Raw genomic sequence first — 17,579 nt, forward strand, 5'->3', positions numbered from 1 at the left:
ACCCAGCCCGAAGTGGGTGCAGATCCACGGGGCCTGGGCGGGAAAATGACTCCACCAGTGAAATGCGTATCAGGTTTTTAGGAGCGTTGTAATGCCTGACATCTATCACTTTTTCCAACAGCTGGTTAACGGTCTGACCGTTGGCAGCACGTATGCCCTGATCGCCATCGGCTACACGATGGTCTACGGCATCATTGGAATGATCAACTTCGCCCACGGTGAGGTGTACATGATCGGCTCCTACGTGGCGTTCATCGCCATCGCCGGGCTGGCCATGATGGGACTCGACAGTGTCCCGCTGTTGATGACCGCAGCCTTCATCGCGAGCATCGTCGTCACCAGTGCCTACGGCTACAGCATCGAACGGATCGCCTACCGCCCCTTGCGTGGCAGTAACCGCCTGATCCCGCTGATCTCGGCCATCGGCATGTCGATCTTCCTGCAGAACACCGTTCTGCTGGCGCAGGACTCCAAGGACAAATCCATTCCCAACCTGATCCCGGGCAACTTCTCCATCGGGCCAGGCGGCGCACATGAAGTGCTGATTTCCTACATGCAGATCGTGGTATTCGTGGTGACCCTGGTGGCCATGCTCGGTCTGACGCTGTTCATCTCCCGTTCTCGCCTGGGACGCGCCTGCCGCGCCTGCGCCGAGGACATCAAGATGGCCAACCTCCTGGGGATCAATACCAACAACATCATCGCCCTGACCTTCGTGATCGGCGCCGCACTGGCCGCTATCGCCGCCGTGCTGCTGAGCATGCAATACGGTGTGATCAACCCCAACGCCGGTTTCCTGGTGGGCCTCAAGGCCTTCACCGCAGCGGTCTTGGGCGGCATCGGCAGTATCCCGGGCGCGATGCTCGGCGGGCTGGTGCTGGGGGTGGCCGAAGCCTTTGGCGCCGACGTGTTCGGCGACCAGTACAAGGATGTCGTGGCGTTCGGCCTGTTGGTTCTGGTGCTGTTGTTCCGTCCGACCGGCATTCTGGGCCGTCCGGAGGTTGAGAAAGTATGACTAGGAATCTTAAATCGGCGCTGTTCAGCGCCCTGTTGGTCTGGGCCGTCGCCTACCCGGTGCTGGGCCTGAAACTGACCATCGTCGGCATCAACCTGGAAGTCCACGACACCAGCCCGGCCATTCTCGCCACCATCGCGGTGTGCTCGGTGCTGATGTTCCTGCGGGTGCTGTTCCACAGCCAGATCAGCGCCGCCTGGAAGTCCTCTCCCAGCATGCCGCTGATCCCGGCCAAGGCCAGCAACTTCCTGACCCTGCCCGGCACTCAGCGCTGGATCATCCTGGCGTTGATCCTCGGCGCCCTGATCTGGCCGTTCTTCGGCTCCCGCGGCGCGGTGGACATCGCCACGCTGATCCTGATCTACGTGATGCTGGGCCTGGGCCTGAACATCGTCGTCGGTCTGGCCGGCCTGCTGGACCTGGGCTACGTGGGCTTCTACGCCGTCGGCGCCTACAGCTACGCGCTGCTGTCGCACTACTTCGGCCTGAGCTTCTGGATCTGCCTGCCGATCGCCGGGATGATGGCGGCCACCTTCGGCTTCCTGCTGGGGTTCCCGGTGCTGCGCCTGCGGGGCGACTACCTGGCCATCGTGACCCTGGGCTTCGGCGAGATCATCCGTCTGCTGCTGCGCAACATGACCGATCTCACCGGCGGCCCGAACGGCATCAGCAACATCGAGAAGCCGACGTTCTTCGGCCTGACCTTCGAACGCAAGGCGGCGGAAGGCCTGCAGACCTTCCACGAGTTCTTCGGCCTGGAATACAACTCGATCAACAAGGTGATCTTCCTCTACCTGGTGGCCCTGCTGCTGGCGCTGGGAGCGCTGTTCGTCATCAACCGCCTGCTGCGCATGCCGATTGGCCGCGCCTGGGAAGCCTTGCGTGAAGACGAGATCGCCTGCCGCGCCCTGGGCCTGAACCCCACCGTGATCAAGCTCTCGGCCTTTACCCTGGGCGCCGCGTTCGCCGGTTTTGCCGGCAGCTTCTTCGCCGCGCGCCAAGGCCTGGTGACCCCGGAGTCCTTCACCTTCATCGAGTCGGCGATCATTCTCGCCATCGTCGTGCTGGGTGGCATGGGCTCGCAGCTGGGGGTGATCCTGGCGGCGATCGTGATGATCCTCTTGCCTGAACTGATGCGTGAATTCAGCGAATACCGGATGTTGATGTTCGGCGCCATGATGGTGCTGATGATGATCTGGCGTCCTCAAGGTCTGCTGCCCATGCAACGTCCTCACATGGAGCTGCGCAAATGAGCCGCGAGATCCTCAAAGTAACCGGCCTGTCGATGCGTTTCGGCGGCCTGCTGGCGGTCAATGGCGTGGCCCTGACCGTCAAGGAAAAACAAGTGGTGGCGCTGATCGGCCCGAACGGCGCCGGCAAGACCACGGTGTTCAACTGCCTGACCGGCTTCTACCAGCCCAGCGCCGGCAGCATTCTCCTGGACGGCGAGCCGATCGAAGGCCTGCCGGGCCACAAGATCGCCCGCAAGGGCGTGGTGCGGACCTTCCAGAACGTGCGGCTGTTCAAGGACATGACGGCGGTCGAGAACCTGTTGATCGCCCAGCATCGGCACCTGAACACCAACTTCCTGGCCGGTCTGTTCAAGACCCCGGCGTTCCGCAAGAGCGAGCGCGAGGCCATGGAATACGCCGGCTACTGGCTGGACAAGGTCAACCTGCGGGAGTTCGCCAACCGTCCCGCCGGCACCCTGGCCTACGGTCAGCAACGGCGCCTGGAAATCGCTCGCTGCATGATGACCCGTCCGCGGATCCTCATGCTCGACGAGCCGGCCGCCGGCCTCAACCCCAAGGAAACCGAGGACCTGAAAGCGCTGATCAGCGTGCTGCGTGAGGAGCACAACGTCACCGTGCTGCTGATCGAGCACGACATGAAGCTGGTCATGAGCATTTCCGACCATATCGTGGTGATCAACCAGGGCACGCCCCTGGCCGACGGTACGCCGGAACAGATCCGCGACAATCCCGAAGTGATCAAAGCCTACCTGGGGGAAGCGTAAATGCTGCAGTTCGAAAACGTTTCCACCTTCTACGGCAAGATCCAGGCGTTGCACAGCGTCAACGTCGAGATCCGCCAGGGCGAAATCGTCACCCTGATCGGCGCCAACGGTGCCGGCAAATCCACCCTGCTGATGACCCTCTGCGGTTCGCCGCAGGCCCACAGCGGCAGCATCCGTTACCTGGGTGAAGAGCTGGTGGGGCAAAGTTCGGCGCAGATCATGCGCAAGAGCATTGCCGTGGTGCCCGAGGGCCGCCGGGTATTCGCCCGCCTGACCGTGGAGGAGAACCTCGCCATGGGCGGGTTCTTCACCGACAAGGGCGACTACCAGGAGCAGATGGACAAGGTCCTGGGGCTGTTCCCACGGCTCAAGGAGCGCTTCACCCAGCGCGGCGGCACCATGTCCGGCGGCGAACAGCAGATGCTCGCCATCGGCCGGGCGCTGATGAGCAAACCCAAGCTGTTGCTGCTGGACGAGCCGTCCCTGGGCCTGGCGCCGATCATCATTCAGCAGATCTTCGACATCATCGAACAGCTGCGCCGCGACGGCGTGACGGTGTTCCTGGTGGAGCAGAACGCCAACCAGGCGCTGAAGATCGCCGACCGCGCCTATGTGCTGGAAAACGGCCGGGTGGTGATGCAAGGCACCGGCGAGGCACTGCTGACCGATCCGAAGGTGCGCGAAGCCTATCTGGGCGGCTAAGCCCGCGCGTCAATGAAAACGGCCCTTCGGGGCCGTTTTTTTGTTCCGGAATAAAAAACTCCGTCCCAGGCTGTAACAAATCCCCAGGTGCCTTCTCTAGAGGGATAAGCAAGCAAACACGCTTTCTTAAACCCACCCCGATCCGGAGAAACACCATGAACACCACTCGCACCTTGTCCGCCACCGCCCTGGTCCTGGCCCTGGGTTCCGCCCTGAGCATCGCCGCGGTGTCCACCAGCGCCCAGGCTGCCGGCGATATGGAGAAATGCTTCGGCGTGGCCATGAAGGGCAAGAACGATTGCGCCGCGGGCGCCGGCACCACCTGCGCCGGGACTTCCAAGGTCAACGATCAGGCCAACGCCTGGAAGCTGGTGCCCAAGGGCACTTGCGAAAAAACCGCCAGCAGCACCTCGCCCACCGGTTTCGGCCAGCTCGAAGCCTTCAAAGCCAAGTCCTGATCCTGCATCAGCCTGAGTGTCGATGATGAACAACGCCCTGAACCACTGCCCCCGCCACGACATTCAGGCGTGCGCCCCGAGCCTGCCGCCCCGCGCAGGCCTGGGGCTCAAGAGCGAACACTTCAAGGAGGTTCTCGAACAGCGGCCCGACCTGGGCTTTTTCGAGGTGCACGCCGAGAACTACATGGTGGCCGGCGGCCCCTTCCATCATTACCTGGGGCTGATTCGCCAGGAGTATCCGCTGTCGCTGCACGGTGTCGGCCTGTCCATTGGTGGCGAAGGCCCCCTGGACAGCGCGCATCTGCAGCGCCTGGCGGTCCTGGTCGAACGCTATCAACCCCAGTCCTTTTCCGAACACCTGGCCTGGTCCAGCCACGGCCCGGTGTTCCTCAACGACCTGCTGCCCCTGGCCTACGATGGGCCGACCCTGCAGCGAGTCTGCGAACACATCGATCAACTGCAGAATCACCTGGGGCGAACCATGCTCCTGGAAAACCCCGCCACCTACCTGCAGTTCCAACGCTCGACCCTGGACGAGACGGACTTCATCCGCGAAGTGATCCAGCGCAGCGGCTGCGGCCTGCTGCTGGACGTCAACAACCTCTACGTCTCGTGCATCAACCACCAGCGCGATCCCCAGGCCTACCTGCAGGCGCTGCCGCTGCACGCGGTGGGGGAGATTCATCTGGCCGGGTTCGCCGAAGACCGGGACAGCCTCGGCGACCGCCTGTTGATCGATGACCACGGCGCCCCGGTGGACCGGGAAGTCTGGGCCCTGTACCAGCAGGTGCTGGAGCGGATCGGCCCCATGGCCACCCTGATCGAACGGGACAATCAGGTACCGAGCCTCACCACCCTGCTGGGGGAGGCCGCGCAGGCACAGGCGCTGTTGCACCGGGCGCAGGTGCAGCCATGAGCAACAACGCCCTCTTCGCCCAGGCGCTATTGAGCAGCGAAGCCACCTGCCCAGCGGGGCTTTGCAGCAGCAACGGCGCCGATCCGGCCAGCCGCTTCGCGGTCTATCGCAACAACGTGCAAGGCTCGCTGATCAACGCCCTCTCGGAAGCCTACCCGGTGGTGACGCAACTGGTGGGGCAGACATTCTTCAGTGCCATGGCCCGCCTGTATGTGCAGGATTTCCCCCCGCACAGCCCGTTGCTCGGCGACTACGGCCAGGACCTGGCGGACTTTATCCGGGGCTTCGCTCCGGCGGCGGCCCTGCCCTATCTGGCCGATATGGCGCGCCTGGAACGGCTGCGGGTCGAGGCTTATCACGCCGCCGACGCCGAACCTCTGCCACCGGCCCGGTTGCTGGCGGCGATGAACCAGCCCGATCGCCTCGGCCAGCTCTGCCTGCGGCTGCATCCATCACTGCGCACCCTGCACTCGGCCTTCGCCATCGTCAGCCTGTGGGCCGCACACCAGAGCGATGCTGCCTGGCCGGCGTTCGATCTGCACCAGGGCCAGCACGCCCTGGTGCTGCGCAACGCCCTGGAGGTGCAGGTGATGGTGCTGGACGCCGGCAGCGCCACCTTCATCGACAGCCTGCGCCACCACTGGCCGCTGGAAATCGCCGCCGCTCATGCCCTGGACGCCCAGGCCGACTTCGACCTGGGCCAGTGCCTGGGCCTGCTGCTGGCCCACGGCGCCCTCATCGACCTGCAACCTCACCAGAAGGCTTGACCATGAACACCCAGACACCTGCCCCCGTTAGCGGACTGCTGCACCGGATCATTCAAGGGTTCGAGCGCATTCCCTACAGCCTGATCGCCTTTATCGCGCGTTTCTCCATTGCCGCGGTGTTCTGGAAATCCGGCCAGACCAAGGTCGAGGGGCTGGCCATAGACCTGTTCTCCGGAACCTTCGAACTGGGCTGGCCGCGTCTGGCGGACTCCACCCTTCCCCTGTTCCAGAGCGAATACCACGTGCCCCTGCTGAGCCCGGAAGTGGCGGCGCACCTGGCGGCCTTCGCCGAGCACTTTTTCCCGGTGCTGATCCTGCTGGGACTGGCCACGCGCTTTTCCGCCCTGGCGCTGCTGGGGATGACCCTGACCATCCAGCTCTTCGTCTACCCCGACGCCTACCCGACCCACGGCACCTGGGTGGCGATCTTCCTGCTGTTGATGGCCCGTGGCCCGGGCGTGTTCTCCCTCGACCACCTGCTGGCCCGGCATTTTCACCACCGTCCTCTGTAGCCGCTGCCGCAGTCTGCGAACAGGGCCGAAGGTCCTGGAACCGATTCAAGTTCGCAACCCGCCGGCCGCGACTACAGACGATCCAGCGCCTCACCGCTGCGCCGGAACCAGTCCATCAGGTAATCGGCCAGGACCTGGGTGCGCCTGGGCAGGCCGCCCTGATAGGGGTGCACCAGGTACATCGGCATGCTGCGGGTCTGGTAGTCCCGCAACAGCCAGCGCAAGCGGCCATCGGCCAGCTCGCTGTGCAGCACATAGGACGGCAGCCGGGCTATTCCCGCCCCCACCAGGGCGGCCTTCTTCAGCAGGTTGTAGTGATTGCTGGCAAAGGGCCCGGAGACCCGCACCCGCAGCAGCTCGTGACGCTGGTGATAGAGCCACTCCTCCCGCCCACTGTAGTGACTGTTGAGCAGGCAGCGATGCTCGGCCAGCTCCGCGGGAGTCTGCGGCTCACCGAATTGCTCCAGATAAGCCGGGCTGGCGCAGGTCATTTCATGCCAGGCCAGCAGCGGCCGGGCCACCAGGCGCTGGTCGCTGGCCACCTCGGAACGCACGGCCAGGTCAAAGCCTTCCCGGGCCAGGTCGCGGTAGCTGTTGTTCAGGTCCAGCTCGATCTGCACCTGGGGGTAGTGCCGGGAGAACTCCAGCAGCAGGCCGTCGAAAAAGGTTTCGCCCAAGGACACCGGCACGGTCAGGCGCACGGGCCCGGCCATGTCGTCCTTGAGCCGCGCCAGGGCCTGATGCGCTCGTTCCACTTGGGCAACCAGGGCCTGGGCCTGGGGCAGCAACGCCGCGCCGGCGGCGGTCAGGTCCAGGCGCCGGGTGGTGCGTTGCAACAGCACCACGGCGTAGCGTGCCTCCAGGGCGCTGAGGCGCTTGGACAACTGGCCCTTGCTGCAACCCAGGCGCTGGGCCGCCAGGGTAAAGCTGCCCGCCTCCACCAGCACGGCAAACGCCGCCAGGTCATCCATCTCGCTCATGGACTGTTTCCATTTGAAAACCAAAGGTTGCCTATTAGCGCGTTAATCCACAAAAAAAACCACTCTAGACTGCAAGTTCTTCCCCCCTTATCGAGGAACGCCCCATGAAGATTCTCTTGATCGGTGCCAACGGCACCATTGGTTCGGCGGTTGACCGGGAACTGTCCCAGCGTCACGAGGTGATCCGGATCGGCCGTAGCAGCGGCGACTTCCAGGTGGACATCAGTGATGCCCAGTCGATTCGCGCCCTGTTCGAAAAAACCGGACGCTTCGATGCGCTGGTCTGCGCCGCCGGCAACGTCACCTTCGCGCCCCTGGCGGACATGACCGCCGAGCACTTCAGCCTGGGCCTGCAGGACAAGCTGATGGGCCAGGTCAACCTGCTGCTGATCGGCCGCGAGTACGCCAACGATGGCGCGTCCTTCACCTTCACCACCGGCATCTTGAGCCACGACCCGATCCGCAGCGGGGCCTCGGCGGCCCTGGTCAACGGCGCCCTCGACAGCTTCGTGCGCGCCGCCGCCATCGAACTGCCGCGGGGCCTGCGGATCAACTCGATCAGCCCCAACGTGCTGCAGGAAGCCATGGGCAGCTATGCCCCGTACTTCCGTGGCTTCAAGCCGGTGCCGGCGGCTGACGTGGCCCTGGCCTACGCCAAGAGCGTGGAAGGCCTGCAGACCGGCCAGACCTACCGCGTCGGCTGATCCCGCTTGAGTGGGGCTGGCTTGTGTAGGAGCTGGCTTGCCAGCGAAGACGTCCTCCCGAACCACACAAGGCTCCATGACCTCTTCGCCGGCAAGCCGGCTCCTGCGGTTGATGGCGCCGCGGCGTTCAATCCGGGGTTGTGGTGACCGGGCGGGCTGCGTAACGTGTCGGCTTCCGCTTGGAGGCCCGATGATGCGCACTGCCCGTTCACTGCTTTGTTTCGCCCTGTTGCCGCTGTTTGCCGGCTGCCAGATGCTGCCGATGTTCAACCAACAGCCCCAGCCCCCCTCCATGGCAGGGCTGACCCGGATGCAGGGTGAACTCAGTGCGGCGGACGGCAAATTGCTGTTCAAGCCCTGCACCGAGGATCGCCGCTATGTGGTCAGTGACGGCGGCGGCACCAGCGTGCTGCAGGAGGCCGCCACCCTGGCGGAGAAACAGGGCAAGCTGTTCGCCGACCTGCGGGGCAAGTTCTCCGCCAGTGGCAGCAGCGACGGCCAGCTGGACCTGCGCCAGCTGTACCGCGTCGAGCGCTCCGCCAGCGCCTGCGGCGACCCGAACTTCCAGCGCCTGATCCTGCGGGCCGGCAGCAAGAACCCGGCCTGGAACGTCGATGTCAGCGCCAAGGGCATGATGATCGAACGCGCCGGCCAACCGACCCTGGCCCTGCCCTATCTGGAAGAACAGTTGGGCGACGGCCGTTTCAACCTCACCAGCGAAGCCAATCACCAGCGCGTGGAACTCTGGGTGGCGCCGCAGCGTTGCGTCGACCCGACGACCGGCAGCGTCCAGCACCTCAGTGCCGAACTGCGGGTGGACGGTCAGGTGCAGCGCGGTTGCGGCTATTTCGGCGGCTCGCGCAACGACTGATTCGACGAGCAGCGGTTTTAGCCTCACGGCCAGGGAGGATTGCGGCTTATAATCGCCGGTTTGTGCAAAGCAAGCCGGCGCACTGTTGCGCACCGCCTACCCGGATCCTGTCATGTTACGAATCACCGAACTCAAGTTGCCGATCGACCATCCCGATGAAGACCTGCGCGCCGCTATCGTGCAGCGCCTGGGAATCGCCAGCGATGAGCTGCTCGATTTCACCTTGTTCAAACGCAGCTACGACGCACGCAAGAAGTCGTCCGAGCTGTGCTTCATCTACACCATCGACCTCAGCGTGCGCGACGAAGCGCCCCTGCTGCTCAAGTTCGCCGACGACCGTAACGTCAACCCGGCGCCGGATGTCAGCTACAAGGTGGTGGGCCAGGCCCCGGCAGAGCTGAGCGAACGGCCGATCGTGGTGGGTTTCGGCCCTTGCGGGATCTTCGCCGGCCTGTTGCTGGCGCAGATGGGCTTCAAGCCGATCATCCTCGAACGCGGCAAGGAAGTGCGCCAGCGCACCAAGGACACCTGGGGCCTGTGGCGCAAGAGCGTGCTCAACCCCGAGTCCAACGTGCAGTTTGGCGAAGGCGGTGCCGGGACCTTCTCCGACGGCAAGCTCTACAGCCAGATCAAGGACCCGCAGCACCACGGCCGCAAGGTGCTCCACGAGTTCGTCAAGGCCGGTGCGCCGGACGAGATCCTCTACGTCAGCAAGCCGCACATCGGCACCTTCCGCCTGACCGGTGTGGTGGAGAACATGCGCCAGCAGATCATCGCCCTGGGCGGTGAAGTGCGCTTCGAGCAGCGGGTTACCGACGTGTTGATCGAAGACGGCCAATTGCAGGGCGTGGAGCTGGCCAGCGGCGAACAGCTGCATTCGCGGCACGTGATCCTGGCCCTGGGCCACAGCGCCCGCGACACCTTCCGCATGCTCCACAGCCGTGGCGTGTACATGGAGGCCAAGCCGTTCTCGGTGGGTTTCCGTATCGAGCACCCGCAGTCGCTGATCGACAGTGCGCGCCTGGGCAAGTACGCCGGCCACCCGAAACTCGGCGCCGCCGACTACAAGCTGGTGCACCACGCCAAGAACGGCCGTTCGGTCTACAGCTTCTGCATGTGCCCAGGCGGCACCGTGGTGGCCGCCACGTCCGAGCCGAACCGGGTGGTGACCAACGGCATGAGCCAGTACTCGCGCAACGAGCGCAACGCCAACTCCGGCATCGTGGTCGGCATTACTCCGGAAGTGGATTACCCGGGTGGCCCGCTGGCGGGTATCGAGCTGCAGGAGCGTCTGGAATCCCACGCCTTCGTCCTGGGCGGCAGCAACTATCAGGCCCCGGCACAACTGGTGGGCGACTTTATCGCCGGCAAACCCACCACCGCCCTGGGCAGCGTCGAGCCCTCCTACAAGCCCGGCGTGAGCCTGGGCGACCTGGCCCTGGCCTTGCCGGACTTCGCCATCGAGGCCATTCGTGAAGCGCTGCCGGCCTTTGAGCGGCAGATCAAGGGCTACTCCCTGCACGACGCGGTGCTGACCGGTATCGAGACCCGCACCTCATCGCCATTGCGCATCACCCGCGATGCCTCGATGCAGAGCCTGAATGTGAAGGGGCTGTACCCGGCCGGTGAAGGCGCCGGTTATGCCGGGGGGATTCTCTCCGCCGGGGTCGACGGGATTCGCATTGCCGAAGCCGTGGCCCGCGACATCCTCGGCATCCAGGCCTGACGCAGCGGCCCTTTCGCCGGCAAGCCGGCTCCTACCGCCAGCCGTAGGAGCTGGCTCGCCAGCGAAGATGTCATCCAGGACAGTGCAAGGCTCAAGGGCCTGTTCGCCGGCAAGCCGGCTCCTACGACAGATTCAGATGCCGGCGCGCAATACGCTGGCGGGGAGTGCCTCGCCACGCTCGACGCTGGCCGCTACCGCGTCGATCAAGGCATCCAACTCATACCCCTGCTCCGCCAGCCACTGCTGATCGTAGTAAGTGGTCGCATAGCGCTCACCGCCATCACAGAGAATCGCCACGATCGAACCGCTTTCGCCGGCCGCGGCCATGTGCTGGGCGGCCATCAATGCGCCGATCAGGTTGGTGCCACTGGAACCGCCGACCCGCCGACCCAGGCGCTGGGCCAGGTAGTGCATGGCTGCCAGGGACAGGGCATCCGGCACCTTGACCATGGCGTCGATCACCTTGGGCAGGAACGAAGCTTCGACCCGCGGCCGGCCGATACCTTCGATCCGCGAACCGCAATCCAGGCGCAGGCTGGCATCGCCGCTCTGGTAGTAGTCGAAGAACACCGAACGCTCGGCGTCGGCACACAGCACCCGGGTGCAGTGCTGGCGGTAACGCACGTAACGCCCCAGGGTCGCGGTGGTGCCTCCGGTGCCGGGGCTGGAGATCAGCCAGCTGGGCTCCGGGTAACGCTCGAACCGCAACTGCTGGAAGATCGATTCGGCGATGTTGTTGTTGGCCCGCCAGTCGGTGGCGCGCTCGGCGTAGGTGAACTGATCCATGAAGTGACCGCCACTTTCACGGGCCAAGCGCTCGGACTCGGCATAGATCTGCGTCGGATCCTGTACCAAATGGCTCTTGCCGCCATAGAAAGCGATCTGGGCGATCTTTTCCTGGGAAGTGCTGGCGGGCATCACGGCAATGAAAGGCAGGCCCAGGAGACGGGCAAAATAGGCTTCGGAAATCGCCGTCGAGCCGCTGGACGCCTCGATCACCGGCGCACCGGGCTTGAGCCAGCCGTTGCACAGGGCGTAGAGAAACAGCGAGCGGGCCAGACGATGCTTGAGACTGCCGGTGGGATGGCTGGATTCATCCTTGAAATACAGCTCGATGCCCGGCTGCCCCGGCAGCGGCAATGGAATCAGATGGGTGTCGGCGCTGCGCTGGAAGTCGGCTTCGATGATGCGGATGGCCTCACGGGCCCACTGGCGATTGTCGCTCATGTTCTATTCTCGTCAGATCGAACGCCGTACCGGCGCAAGAAGATGAAATGCCCCCGGGCTGGATGATCCGGGGAGCCGGGACTGACAGGCGCTTTCCCCAGGAAAAACGGCCCGCAACGCCCCGGATCAGACATGTTATGAAATAACTTTCAGGGCTTACAGGTACAGCTGAGAAGCAATTGGAAACACAACTGCAAATGAGCATTTTTAAGCGGGCCCTTTAGCCTCTGCATATAACAAAAAAGAATATAATTTTTGTTTTAACAACTAACTGCACGGGTTAGGGTGTGCCACCTATTTTCGATTTAGATGGAGAGCGACCTTGCCTCTGCGTAGCACTTTCACTCGTTTCTTTGCCATGGAAGCTGCCAGCGGTCTGTTATTGATCGCCGCTGCCATCCTGGCTCTCATCATCAACAACTCGCCACTGTCCTGGCTGTACAACGGTCTGCTGGAAACCCCGGTGGTGGCCCAGATCGGCGCCCTGAAGATCGCCAAACCGCTTCTGCTGTGGATCAACGACGGCCTGATGGCGCTGTTCTTCCTGCTGATCGGCCTTGAGGTCAAGCGCGAAGTTCTGGAAGGCCAACTGTCCAAACCTTCGCAAATCGTTCTGCCGGGCATGGCGGCCATTGGCGGCATGCTGGTTCCGGCGCTGATCTACTGGTTTCTCAACCGGGACAATCCGGCGGCGCTCAATGGCTGGGCGATTCCGACGGCCACCGACATCGCCTTCGCCCTGGGGGTCCTGGCCCTGCTGGGCAAACGGGTGCCGACCTCGCTCAAGCTGTTCCTCATGACCCTGGCGATCATCGATGACCTGGGGGCCATCGTGATCATCGCGATCTTCTACTCCGGCGCCCTGTCGACCCTGTCGCTGATGCTGGCGGCCGCCTGCATCGCCGCCCTGGTGGCGATGAACCGCATGGGGGTGGTGAAACTCGGGCCGTACATGATCATCGGCTTGATTCTCTGGGTTTGCGTACTCAAGAGTGGCGTCCATGCCACCCTGGCCGGCGTGACCCTGGCCTTCTGCATTCCCCTGCGCACCCGCAATGCCGAGCCCTCGCCCTCGCAGGCCCTGGAACACGCCCTGCATCCCTGGGTGGCGTTCGGCATCCTGCCACTGTTCGCCTTCGCCAACGCCGGCCTGTCCCTGAGCGGCGTGACCCTTGAGAGCTTCACCCACCATGTGCCAATGGGCATCGCCATCGGCCTGCTGCTGGGCAAGACAATCGGCGTGTTCGGCCTCAGCTGGCTGGCGGTCAAGAGCGGACTCACGGCCCTGCCTGCCGGCGCCAACTGGGGCCAGATCCTGGGGGTGGCGATTCTCTGCGGTATCGGCTTCACCATGAGCCTGTTCGTCGGTTCCCTGGCCTTTGAGCCCGGCAGCAGCGACTACGCGGGCATGGACCGCATGGGGATTCTCACCGGCTCGCTGCTGGCGGCGCTGATCGGTTACGCCGTCACCGCGGCCGCCAGCCGCAAGAACACGGCGCTGAGCTCCTGATCAAGCAGGATCGGCCAGCCTGAAAACACAAAACCCCGACCAGTTGCCTGGCCGGGGTTTTGTTTTGCAGCAAAGGTATCAGCGGGTAACGCGGCTGGTACCGTTGACGGTCATGATGCGTACCCGATCGCCAACCCGGAACACTTCGTTTTCCTGCACCTGCTGCACATAGGCACGCATGCTGCCGTCGTCTTCACGCACGGTGATTTCGACGCCCTGGGTGCGGGTCAGGCCTTCTTCAGTGGCCGAACCCAACAGACCACCCGCTACCGCGCCGATCACCGCAGTGACGATGCTGCCACGACCGCCGCCGATGGCGCTGCCACCCACACCGCCGATCACAGCGCCAGCAGCGCCGCCGATTGGGGTCTTGGTGCCTTCGATTTTCACCGGCCGCAGGGATTCGATGGTGCCCATACGCACGGTTTGCACGCGACGCGCTTCGTCACGGGAGTAGGAGTCACCGGTCAGGTTAGAGGCACAACCGCCGAGCAACGTTGCCATCGCGGTGAAAGACGCAACCAGCAAAACAGACTTACGCATAGGATCAACTCCAAAGGACAGATGGTCATTAGACTCCGCAGCTTGACGCCTGTCACGGCGCAGCCCGGATAAAATTGGTTTCATTCAGCCGAAGTACAGACTGTATAAACGCTAAACCTTCTCAATACGGTGACGCCAGTTTGCCGCAGAGCGCCACCGAACAAAGGATTCTCCATGGATTACTTCATCATCATCGTGACCACCGTCGCCGGTCTGTACTTCCACTGGTGGCTGTATGTACGCATCAAGCGCTGGACAGACCGGGACCTGGCACTGTCCATGGCCGGGAGCGATGAACAGAAGAAGCAATTCATGCTGCAACAACTGGCCGAGGCCCAACGCCAGAAAGTAAAACGCCGGGACCTGCCGCAATGGCTCGAAGCCGCCGCGGCCGGTTATCCCGGCGAGTGATCCGCAGTCTTCAGGGAGCCAGACGTTCGCGAACCCACTGCTCGCCCTGCAGGCGATAGTTCAAACGATCATGCAGGCGACTGGGACGCCCTTGCCAGAACTCGATACGCTCTGGCAGCAAGCGATAACCACCCCAGTGTTCCGGGCAATCGGGCTGGCTGTCGCTGAAGCGCGCCTCAGTGGCCTTGAGCAGTTCCTGCAACTCGGCGCGATCAGCGATCACCCGGCTTTGCGGTGACGCCCAGGCGCCCAGGCGGCTGCCCAGAGGACGAACCTGGTAATAGGCATCGGACTCCTCGGGCGTGACCTTGGCCACCCGGCCTTCAATCCGCACCTGACGCTCCAGGGTTGGCCAGAAGAAGGTCATGGCGGCAAAGGGCCGTGCAGCCAGTTGCTGCCCCTTGGCGCTCTCATAGTTGGTGAAGAAGGTAAAACCTTGTTCATCCAACCCCTTGAGCAACAGGATGCGGCAATGGGGACGACCGTCGGTATCGACGGTCGCCAGGGTCATGGCATTGGCCTCGACCGGGGGCTGCTCGGTTTTCACCGCATCGGCAAACCACTGGTGGAACAGCGCAAAGGGTTCGTCCGGGGCCTGGGCCTCGGACAAACCATCGCGGGTGTAATCGCGGCGCATATCAGCCAGAGACTGCGTCATGCCTGCTTCCTTTTCCTTGAGAATCAGTTGTTAGCTTGCGCGACCTTCTTGGCCGGAGCTGCCGCTTTTTTCGCTGGAGCCTTCTTGGCGGCAGGCTTCTTGGCGACGGTGGACTTCTTCGCCGGGGCTGCGGCCTTTTTGCCGCTTGCAGCTGGCACAGGCGGCTTGGCGTCCTGCACGGCGACCATTTCAGTCTCCGATGGCGTCGGCTGGTTGTACTTGCTCAACAGGCCCAACAGGGTGCTGCGCTGGGTCAGCATGATTTCCACACGACGGTTCAGCGAACGACCCTGCGGGCTGTCGTTGGCGGCGCGCGGCATCACTGCGCCCATGCCACGCAGCATCAGGCGGTCCTGCTTCAAGCCGCTGAGGCTGAAGATGGCCGCAACGGACTGTGCACGATCGCGGCTCAGCTTCTGGTTGGCCAGGGTCGGACCGGTCGCATCGGCATGCCCGAGGATCAGCACCGCTGTCTTGGGATCGCCTTCAACCGCCTTGGCCACGCGGGTGAACGGGCCCAGGGTCACAGGCAGCAGCATGGCCGGACGATCCGGGTTGAAGGAGGCGTCGACCAGTGCGGTGACCACCAGCACGTTTTCGCGACGTTCCACTTGCAGCTTGCTGTCCTTCACCGCTTCACGCAGGCGCGGCTCGTAGTCGTCGAGCCAGGCCTGGGTGATTTTCGGATCAGGCATCGGCACGTCCGCCACACTCACTTTGTTCAGAGGCTTGGGCTCGCTCTTGGCAAACGGCCACCACCAGTGAGTCTCGGAATCCGCGGCCTTGGCCACTGCCGGAGCGGGAGCCGGCTCGGCCTTCTTGGCTTCGGCGACCGGCTTGTCAGCCGAGTCCTTGGAGGAGAACGGCCACCACCAGCTGCTGCTTTCGGCCTTCGCGGCGGGCGCGGCTGGGGCGGCGGCCACAGGAGCGGGGGCGGGCGCCGGTTCGGCAGCCGCAGCAACGGCGGGCTTGGCGGCGGCCGGTGCTTTGCCGGCTGGCGCTGCAGGTTTGGCAGAAGCGGTGGCTTTGGCGGCAGGTGCCGGCGCAGCGGCTTTGGCCGCTACCGCCGGTTTGCCCGCAGGAGCGGCAGGCGCCGCTTCGGCTGCGGCCGGTTTCTCGGCCGCTTGCGGGGCTTGATTGCTGCTGCTCTTGTCGGACCCGAACGACCACCAATGGCCGCCATCCGCTTCATTTTGTGGGGTTTGTGCACAACCTGTGACGGTCAGGCAGATGGCCAAGGCTAGAGACTTGTTTGACGACATGGGATATCCACAAAATGAGATAAAAAATTCGGTCTAAATAACCGCTACAAACAGACGCTTGGAAATTATAAAAGCCACAGGGTTCATGCCTGCAGCTTTTCCAGCATGTTTAAGCAAAAAAGTTCTTAACAGCAACCTTTTTACAGACAATCCGACAAAACCCGCACCAGCTTCTGCGCCCGCGGATCCATCAAGACATAAGGCCCCAGAGTGTTTGTCACAAAACCGAAGGCCACATCATGCTCCGGGTCAGCAAATCCGATGGAGCCGCCCGCCCCCGGATGCCCAAATGCCCGGGCGCCCAGGCCGAACGTGGCATTGGCGACCTGGGGCTGATCGAGCATGCAACCCAGGCCAAACCGGGTCTGGGTCAGCAAGGTCTTGTCCATGCCCAGGCTGTGCTCACGGGTCAGTTCCTCGAGCATGTCGGCCTCCAGCAAACTGCCGTCCAGCAAGCCGCTGTAGAAACCGGCAAGACTGCGGGCATTGCCATGGCCATTGGCCGCTGGCTGCTGCATGCGCCGCCACTCGGGTTTATTGGTGCTGGTCATGATAGACGGCGGATTGGTAAAGGCCCGGGTGGTCATCGCCGTGGGCTCGCGCATGGTCACTTGCAACAGGCGCTGGGCCGCGGCATCGCCGACATTGCCCTTGCCCCGGGCGATATGCGCGACCCGATGAAATTCCTCGTCAGCCAGGCCCACATGGAAATCCAGCCCCAAAGGCTTGGCCACCCGGGCCACGATCGACTCCCCCGGGCCACGGCCATCGGCCCGCCGGATCAGTTCCCCCACCAGCCAGCCATAGGTGATGGCGGCGTAACCGTGCCCTTCACCCGGCGTCCACCAGGGCTGCTCTGCAGCCAGGGCATCCACCATGGTCTGCCAGTCGTACAGGGCTTCGGCAGGCAGCAGCTCACGCAGCGCCGGCAGCCCGGCCTGGTGGCAGAGCAACTGACGCAGGGTAATCGCCGCCTTGCCCGAGGCGGCGAACGCCGGCCAGTAATCGGCCACTGGCGCATCCAGCTTGAGCTTGCCTTCGGCCACCAGTTGCAGCGCGGTGACTGCGGTGAAGGTCTTGGTGCAGGAGAACAGGTTGGCGATGGTGTCGCTGTGCCAGGCCTCGGCGCCATCCTTGTCGGCGGTGCCGGCCCAGAGGTCGATGACGGTTTCGCCACCGATCTGGATGCACAGTGCCGCGCCGCGCTCCTGGGGATCCTCGAACAATGCCGCGAAAGCTTCGCGTACCGCCTCGAATTTAAGTTCGTAATGACCCTGAATCTGCACCCTGACTCCCCCAG

The 17,579-nt window shown here is 63.7% G+C and carries 19 protein-coding genes; 13 read left to right on the forward strand and 6 right to left on the reverse strand.

Annotated elements, in window-relative coordinates; translation table 11 throughout:
- Positions 1-91 precede the first annotated feature (91 nt).
- The 8 genes from livH (at position 92) to ACMGG8_RS28015 (ending at position 6,387) form a co-directional block, all read left to right on the forward strand.
- Positions 92-1,015, forward strand: coding sequence for a high-affinity branched-chain amino acid ABC transporter permease LivH (gene livH / locus ACMGG8_RS27980; protein WP_025127777.1), 924 nt, complete (start codon positions 92-94; stop codon positions 1,013-1,015).
- Positions 1,012-2,268, forward strand: coding sequence for a high-affinity branched-chain amino acid ABC transporter permease LivM (locus ACMGG8_RS27985; RefSeq protein ID WP_047302207.1), 1,257 nt, complete (start codon positions 1,012-1,014; stop codon positions 2,266-2,268). The genes livH and ACMGG8_RS27985 overlap by 4 nt, the downstream gene beginning before the upstream one ends.
- Entirely contained in the window at positions 2,265-3,032 is a 768-nt protein-coding gene (gene livG / locus ACMGG8_RS27990) for a high-affinity branched-chain amino acid ABC transporter ATP-binding protein LivG (protein ID WP_060837861.1), read from the forward strand. Before ACMGG8_RS27985 ends, livG begins: the two co-directional genes overlap by 4 nt.
- On the forward strand, positions 3,033-3,734 hold the full coding sequence (locus ACMGG8_RS27995; protein ID WP_016967589.1) for an ABC transporter ATP-binding protein: 702 nt from the start codon (positions 3,033-3,035) through the stop codon (positions 3,732-3,734). It begins immediately after the preceding gene.
- Between the two features lie 155 nt (positions 3,735-3,889).
- Positions 3,890-4,192, forward strand: a complete 303-nt coding sequence (locus ACMGG8_RS28000; RefSeq protein WP_060837859.1) for a DUF2282 domain-containing protein — start codon at positions 3,890-3,892, stop codon at positions 4,190-4,192.
- 25 nt (positions 4,193-4,217) lie between these two features.
- Positions 4,218-5,108 (forward strand): DUF692 domain-containing protein, encoded by an 891-nt coding sequence (locus tag ACMGG8_RS28005; protein WP_414158811.1) that lies wholly within the window; start codon positions 4,218-4,220, stop codon positions 5,106-5,108.
- Entirely contained in the window at positions 5,105-5,875 is a 771-nt protein-coding gene (locus tag ACMGG8_RS28010) for a putative DNA-binding domain-containing protein (RefSeq protein WP_414158812.1), read from the forward strand. The genes ACMGG8_RS28005 and ACMGG8_RS28010 overlap by 4 nt, the downstream gene beginning before the upstream one ends.
- A 2-nt stretch (positions 5,876-5,877) precedes the next feature.
- Positions 5,878-6,387 carry a DoxX family protein gene (locus tag ACMGG8_RS28015; RefSeq protein WP_414158813.1) on the forward strand — a complete coding sequence of 170 codons (510 nt, stop codon included), beginning with the start codon at positions 5,878-5,880 and terminating at the stop codon, positions 6,385-6,387.
- Positions 6,388-6,458: 71 nt separating this feature from the next.
- On the opposite strand, the gene ACMGG8_RS28020 is transcribed toward ACMGG8_RS28015, so the two are convergent.
- Positions 6,459-7,367 carry a LysR family transcriptional regulator gene (locus tag ACMGG8_RS28020; RefSeq protein ID WP_060837855.1) on the reverse strand — a complete coding sequence of 303 codons (909 nt, stop codon included), beginning with the start codon at positions 7,365-7,367 and terminating at the stop codon, positions 6,459-6,461.
- Positions 7,368-7,471: 104 nt separating this feature from the next.
- Between ACMGG8_RS28020 and ACMGG8_RS28025 the strand changes: the two genes are divergently transcribed.
- The 3 genes from ACMGG8_RS28025 to ACMGG8_RS28035 all read left to right on the forward strand — a co-directional run bounded on the left by ACMGG8_RS28025 (position 7,472) and on the right by ACMGG8_RS28035 (position 10,668).
- Positions 7,472-8,071, forward strand: a complete 600-nt coding sequence (locus tag ACMGG8_RS28025; protein ID WP_060837854.1) for a short chain dehydrogenase — start codon at positions 7,472-7,474, stop codon at positions 8,069-8,071.
- A 193-nt stretch (positions 8,072-8,264) separates the two neighbouring features.
- The gene (locus ACMGG8_RS28030; protein WP_414159988.1) at positions 8,265-8,942 is read left to right on the forward strand and encodes a hypothetical protein; all 678 of its coding nucleotides are present in this window, start codon (positions 8,265-8,267) and stop codon (positions 8,940-8,942) included.
- 112 nt (positions 8,943-9,054) lie between these two features.
- Positions 9,055-10,668: an NAD(P)/FAD-dependent oxidoreductase gene (locus ACMGG8_RS28035; protein ID WP_060837853.1), complete on the forward strand. Its 1,614-nt coding sequence runs from the start codon at positions 9,055-9,057 to the stop codon at positions 10,666-10,668.
- Between the two features lie 132 nt (positions 10,669-10,800).
- Here the strand turns inward: ACMGG8_RS28035 and ACMGG8_RS28040 are convergent, their stop codons facing one another.
- A complete protein-coding gene (locus ACMGG8_RS28040) occupies positions 10,801-11,895 on the reverse strand; it encodes a PLP-dependent cysteine synthase family protein (RefSeq protein WP_060837852.1) in 1,095 nt (364 codons plus the stop codon).
- A gap of 322 nt (positions 11,896-12,217) precedes the next feature.
- On the opposite strand from ACMGG8_RS28040, the gene nhaA reads away from it, so the two are divergent.
- A complete protein-coding gene (gene nhaA, locus ACMGG8_RS28045) occupies positions 12,218-13,405 on the forward strand; it encodes a Na+/H+ antiporter NhaA (protein ID WP_060837851.1) in 1,188 nt (395 codons plus the stop codon).
- 78 nt (positions 13,406-13,483) lie between these two features.
- Here nhaA and ACMGG8_RS28050 read toward each other — a convergent pair whose 3' ends face one another.
- On the reverse strand, positions 13,484-13,948 hold the full coding sequence (locus ACMGG8_RS28050; RefSeq protein WP_016965081.1) for a glycine zipper 2TM domain-containing protein: 465 nt from the start codon (positions 13,946-13,948) through the stop codon (positions 13,484-13,486).
- A 174-nt stretch (positions 13,949-14,122) separates the two neighbouring features.
- Between ACMGG8_RS28050 and ACMGG8_RS28055 the strand changes: the two genes are divergently transcribed.
- Positions 14,123-14,359 (forward strand): hypothetical protein, encoded by a 237-nt coding sequence (locus tag ACMGG8_RS28055; protein WP_016965080.1) that lies wholly within the window; start codon positions 14,123-14,125, stop codon positions 14,357-14,359.
- 10 nt (positions 14,360-14,369) lie between these two features.
- Here ACMGG8_RS28055 and pdxH read toward each other — a convergent pair whose 3' ends face one another.
- The 3 genes from pdxH to ACMGG8_RS28070 all read right to left on the reverse strand — a co-directional run bounded on the left by pdxH (position 14,370) and on the right by ACMGG8_RS28070 (position 17,565).
- On the reverse strand, positions 14,370-15,017 hold the full coding sequence (pdxH, locus tag ACMGG8_RS28060) for a pyridoxamine 5'-phosphate oxidase (RefSeq protein WP_108544555.1): 648 nt from the start codon (positions 15,015-15,017) through the stop codon (positions 14,370-14,372).
- A 23-nt stretch (positions 15,018-15,040) separates the two neighbouring features.
- A complete protein-coding gene (locus tag ACMGG8_RS28065; protein ID WP_060837848.1) occupies positions 15,041-16,279 on the reverse strand; it encodes an OmpA family protein in 1,239 nt (412 codons plus the stop codon).
- Between the two features lie 140 nt (positions 16,280-16,419).
- A complete protein-coding gene (locus ACMGG8_RS28070; RefSeq protein WP_108544553.1) occupies positions 16,420-17,565 on the reverse strand; it encodes a serine hydrolase domain-containing protein in 1,146 nt (381 codons plus the stop codon).
- Between the last annotated feature and the right edge of the window lie 14 nt (positions 17,566-17,579).

Source organism: Pseudomonas sp. BNK-45 (assembly GCF_047456255.1).
In the GTDB taxonomy this organism is placed as follows: Bacteria; Pseudomonadota; Gammaproteobacteria; order Pseudomonadales; family Pseudomonadaceae; genus Aquipseudomonas.

Coding starts and splice junctions, on each gene's coding strand:
- ACMGG8_RS28015 (WP_414158813.1), top strand. CDS start 5,878: ATGAACACCCAGACACCTGCCCCCGTTAGCGGACTGCTGCACCGGATC.
- ACMGG8_RS28025 (WP_060837854.1), top strand. CDS start 7,472: ATGAAGATTCTCTTGATCGGTGCCAACGGCACCATTGGTTCGGCGGTT.
- ACMGG8_RS28030 (WP_414159988.1), top strand. CDS start 8,265: ATGCGCACTGCCCGTTCACTGCTTTGTTTCGCCCTGTTGCCGCTGTTT.
- ACMGG8_RS28040 (WP_060837852.1), bottom strand. CDS start 11,895: ATGAGCGACAATCGCCAGTGGGCCCGTGAGGCCATCCGCATCATCGAA.
- livH (WP_025127777.1), top strand. CDS start 92: ATGCCTGACATCTATCACTTTTTCCAACAGCTGGTTAACGGTCTGACC.
- ACMGG8_RS28000 (WP_060837859.1), top strand. CDS start 3,890: ATGAACACCACTCGCACCTTGTCCGCCACCGCCCTGGTCCTGGCCCTG.
- ACMGG8_RS28005 (WP_414158811.1), top strand. CDS start 4,218: ATGAACAACGCCCTGAACCACTGCCCCCGCCACGACATTCAGGCGTGC.
- livG (WP_060837861.1), top strand. CDS start 2,265: ATGAGCCGCGAGATCCTCAAAGTAACCGGCCTGTCGATGCGTTTCGGC.
- ACMGG8_RS28035 (WP_060837853.1), top strand. CDS start 9,055: ATGTTACGAATCACCGAACTCAAGTTGCCGATCGACCATCCCGATGAA.
- ACMGG8_RS28020 (WP_060837855.1), bottom strand. CDS start 7,367: ATGAGCGAGATGGATGACCTGGCGGCGTTTGCCGTGCTGGTGGAGGCG.
- ACMGG8_RS28050 (WP_016965081.1), bottom strand. CDS start 13,948: ATGCGTAAGTCTGTTTTGCTGGTTGCGTCTTTCACCGCGATGGCAACG.
- ACMGG8_RS28065 (WP_060837848.1), bottom strand. CDS start 16,279: ATGTCGTCAAACAAGTCTCTAGCCTTGGCCATCTGCCTGACCGTCACA.
- ACMGG8_RS28010 (WP_414158812.1), top strand. CDS start 5,105: ATGAGCAACAACGCCCTCTTCGCCCAGGCGCTATTGAGCAGCGAAGCC.
- ACMGG8_RS27985 (WP_047302207.1), top strand. CDS start 1,012: ATGACTAGGAATCTTAAATCGGCGCTGTTCAGCGCCCTGTTGGTCTGG.
- ACMGG8_RS28055 (WP_016965080.1), top strand. CDS start 14,123: ATGGATTACTTCATCATCATCGTGACCACCGTCGCCGGTCTGTACTTC.
- pdxH (WP_108544555.1), bottom strand. CDS start 15,017: ATGACGCAGTCTCTGGCTGATATGCGCCGCGATTACACCCGCGATGGT.
- ACMGG8_RS27995 (WP_016967589.1), top strand. CDS start 3,033: ATGCTGCAGTTCGAAAACGTTTCCACCTTCTACGGCAAGATCCAGGCG.